The organism is Methylobacter sp. (assembly GCF_036845245.1).
Classification (GTDB): Bacteria; Pseudomonadota; Gammaproteobacteria; order Methylococcales; family Methylomonadaceae; genus Methylobacter_A.
Genome location: NZ_DAIUEH010000114.1, coordinates 1 through 3,434, shown reverse-complemented (window position 1 = coordinate 3,434; position 3,434 = coordinate 1). Strand labels below are relative to the sequence as shown.

Sequence of the window (3,434 nt, the reverse complement as noted above, 5' to 3'; positions counted from 1 at the left end):
TAAAAATTATGCTCAGTCCGTTATTATGCTGAGTAAGTATCGTAAACCGACTGCGCGCCTGGCTTTCCACGCTGCCGGCTTTGCATAATTTTAAAGACCCTCCAAGAACCTTAGAAGGTCATCCGAAGGGTGATAGCGCACCTGCCCAATCTCTGGCGGTAGTGCGATCTTGGCTAGAGCCCGTTCCTTCATGGATAGATCAGCCTCAATGTAACCGTGTGTGGTCACAGGGCTTTCATGGCCCAGCCATAAAGCGATGATGGTGATGTCTACGCCAGCTTGCAGTAAGTGCATGGCCGTTGTATGTCTCAAGGTATGCGGCGTTACGCTACGACCTTGCAATTGTGGACATTGGTTCGCCGCCAAATTTACTGCCAGAGCAATCCGTTCGGCTACATTTGAGCGTGTCATAGGTAAGCCTTGACGAGTCGGCACTAAAGCTTGTTCTGCCTTCAAATTGGCGAACACCAGCCAGTGCCGTATTTTGGCGGCAGTCTCTTTCCATAGAGGTACAGTCCGTTGTTTGCGGCCCTTACCATGCAGGCGTACTGAAGGTGATACGGTTAGTTCAACATCGGCCACTCGGATACCAATCAACTCCGATACCCGAGCGCCGGTGTTATAAAGCAGTGTTAACAAAATATGATCCCGACAGCCACACCAATTTTGTTTATCGGGCGCTTCCAGCAAAGCTTGCATTTCCTCGCGCGACAGGAAGCTCAGCATAGGCTTTTCAAAGCGCTTCATCGGAATTGCCTGAATTTGCTGGGTCAACAGCAAGGCTTCAGGACATTGCAAAGCCACATAATGGGCAAAAGCCCGTATAGTCGCTAAACGAGCATTACGGGTTCTGACAGAATTGTGGCGTTCGGATTCCAGGTATGTAAGGAAGTTAAGTATCAAGGTCAAATCAAAGTCGACCAGAGCAAGCTTGGCAGGTGGCTTACCTATTTCGCGTTCGGCATAACACAGTAGCATTCGAAAAGTATCACGGTAAGCAGCGATAGTTCTGGGACTTGCATTCTTCTGCTGCAACAATCGATCGGCAAAAAAGCGTTGAACCAAGGCGGCAAATTCGGCAGGATTATTCAGCAGACAGTTCATGGCTGACCTCCTGAGCATATCGATGAAAACGTTCGGCCGCGATAGCCATCAGTTCTGGAATGCCAGTGAAATACCAATAGGTGTCGCTAACCCGAGCGTGTCCGACATAAGTTGATAACGCCAGCACGGCGTGGTCAACATCAACACCCTGTTGATAAAATCGCAACAAGCTATGCACTATAAAGGTATGTCGAAGATCATGCAGGCGATGATGTACATAATCGCCACGCGGCTTCCAGCCAAGTTGACGGCAAATCGTCTGTAAAGCATATAAGATGTTTGCTCGATTAACTGATTGACCGTCATCGGACAGGAAAAATCGATTGCAGATGGGATGCGGTATAATCTGATCACGTAACCGGGCATAGTCGTTTAGCGAATGAGTGGTGCTTGGATGCAGTGGCACCCAGCGACTCTTGAGAAACTTAGCTTCATGAATACAAAGTACTCCAGCATCAAGATCAACATCGCTACGAGAAAGCCAGGTCGCTTCTGAAATGCGCAGTCCGCTTGAGGCCAGTAGTCCGAAAATAGTGCGACAAGTGGCAGGGCGTAAACCGTGTCGAGATATGAGATTATCGGTTGCATTGAGGAGTGCAATCAGTTCGACTTCGGTATAGATATGCGGAATAAGCCGTCGGTGAGCCGGGCCAAATAATCCTGATGGGGGAATCTCCGTGGACGGATCAAGTCGCTGGCAGAATCGGGCAAAACCGCGTAAAATTTCAATGCGCCGTGCTCGGGTGATGGGATGATCTCGTTTTGAATCTTGAGCCCATTGCATAGCAAGAGCCATCGTCAGGCTTTGCTGATCGCCACTGGCATCAGCAAAGCGAGCGAATCCTTTTAGGACTGTTTCATCAATAGTCAGTTTATAACCAAGGCCGTGTCGTTGAACTAAGTACGCCTCAACCCGTAACAGCTAAAAATTAGAACTCCCAGGCCAAGGTAACGCCACAGCCCGTAAGCGTTCAAGATCGACACGGGCATAGGTCTTTGCCGTATCAAGGCTTTGATGTCTCAGCAAGTCTGCAATTTCCTTGATGGACGCGCCCGCCTTTTGTAGACGTGTCGCGGTGGTTGAGCGCAGAACATGGGTATTGCAAAATTGATTGCGCAGGCCGCAACGAGTAAACGCACGATTCATTGCATTACGAATAGCGGGCACAAATAACGGCTGATCAAAAGGGGCTCGATGCCTGACAAACAGGATTCGACTTGATGTCAGTGGTCGGCCTTTAAACAGATATTGTGCAATAGCTTGCCCCGTAGATACTGGGAGTGGCAACTGCTGCACGCGTTTACTCTTATTACTACTGATGGTTAGCGTTGCGTTACGCCAGTCCACGGAATCTAGCTTTAAATAGGTCACCTCATGACCGCGTAACCCAATATCCAGCAAGCAACGGGCAATGGCATAATCGCGCATACCGACCCCGTACGTACAATCGAATGCCTTTAGAAATGCATCGACTTGTGTGTCGGATAGCACCTTGGGCAAGGTTGTAGGTGACCAGGATGCTATCCTTGGAATAAAGGCTGACAAAACGGTAGTGGGTTCGCCCTGTAAAGCGCAGAAGCGTAAGTAGCTGCGCAAACTGGCGCCGACGACTTCCAGTGATGCTGGTCGCCATCTCAAAGCCATGTGTTGAAAAAATGCATCAATATCAGCGCCCGTAATTTGCGCGATAACAGGCGCTTCTGAGCAAAATCGATGTCTAAGAAACGCACCAACATGCTGGCAACGGTTCACACAGGTCTGCGGTGACATACCGCAAATATTCAGCAAGTAATCAGTGAATCGTTCAAGTTCCGCTTCTATCGGACTTTTGGTGATAACTGAATATTGTTGTGGCAAAAAAGTGAGCAAGTGCTTTAGCGCTGCTCTATCCATTTTAATGGAGTCACTGGAAATAGCAGAAGCGGAGGTTACCAAAAGCAGATCATGAAGGTAGCGGTGAATGACCGCCTGATTAATGCTTTGCAATCCCACATCTTCAGCATTTAGCCAGCAACCGAAATGAATTACACAGTTAACATAGCGCTCAATGGTATACCTTGCATAGTGCTGGGCATTTAATGCTTCAACATAGGGGATGGCAATGCTGCCGAGCGGATTATCGACAAGCGAATCCAGGTGGGTAAGATCCGCCAGATGGGCTTTAGTAAACATGGTTTATTCCTGAAGTAAGTAAAGAAGCTACAGGAAACCACCAAATTATTATGCTGAGTTAAAATCAGTCATGAGGAACTGTAAATCGCGCCGTTAACCGGCTTTACAGTTGGCTATAGGCGAACTATGCATAATAACGGACTGAGCATAATTTTTA

3 protein-coding genes are annotated in these 3,434 nt (G+C 48.3%); all 3 read right to left on the bottom strand.

The genetic code is table 11. The features are described 5' to 3' along the window. Positions 1 to 90: 90 nt before the first annotated feature. Positions 91 to 1,104 (bottom strand): tyrosine-type recombinase/integrase, encoded by a 1,014-nt coding sequence (locus V7051_RS24460; RefSeq protein ID WP_333879366.1) that lies wholly within the window; start codon positions 1,102 to 1,104, stop codon positions 91 to 93. Then, a complete protein-coding gene (locus V7051_RS24455) occupies positions 1,085 to 1,900 on the bottom strand; it encodes a tyrosine-type recombinase/integrase (RefSeq protein ID WP_333879367.1) in 816 nt (271 codons plus the stop codon). The genes V7051_RS24460 and V7051_RS24455 overlap by 20 nt, the downstream gene beginning before the upstream one ends. A 126-nt stretch (positions 1,901 to 2,026) precedes the next feature. Then, positions 2,027 to 3,277 (bottom strand): tyrosine-type recombinase/integrase, encoded by a 1,251-nt coding sequence (locus tag V7051_RS24450; RefSeq protein WP_334181193.1) that lies wholly within the window; start codon positions 3,275 to 3,277, stop codon positions 2,027 to 2,029. Between the last annotated feature and the right edge of the window lie 157 nt (positions 3,278 to 3,434).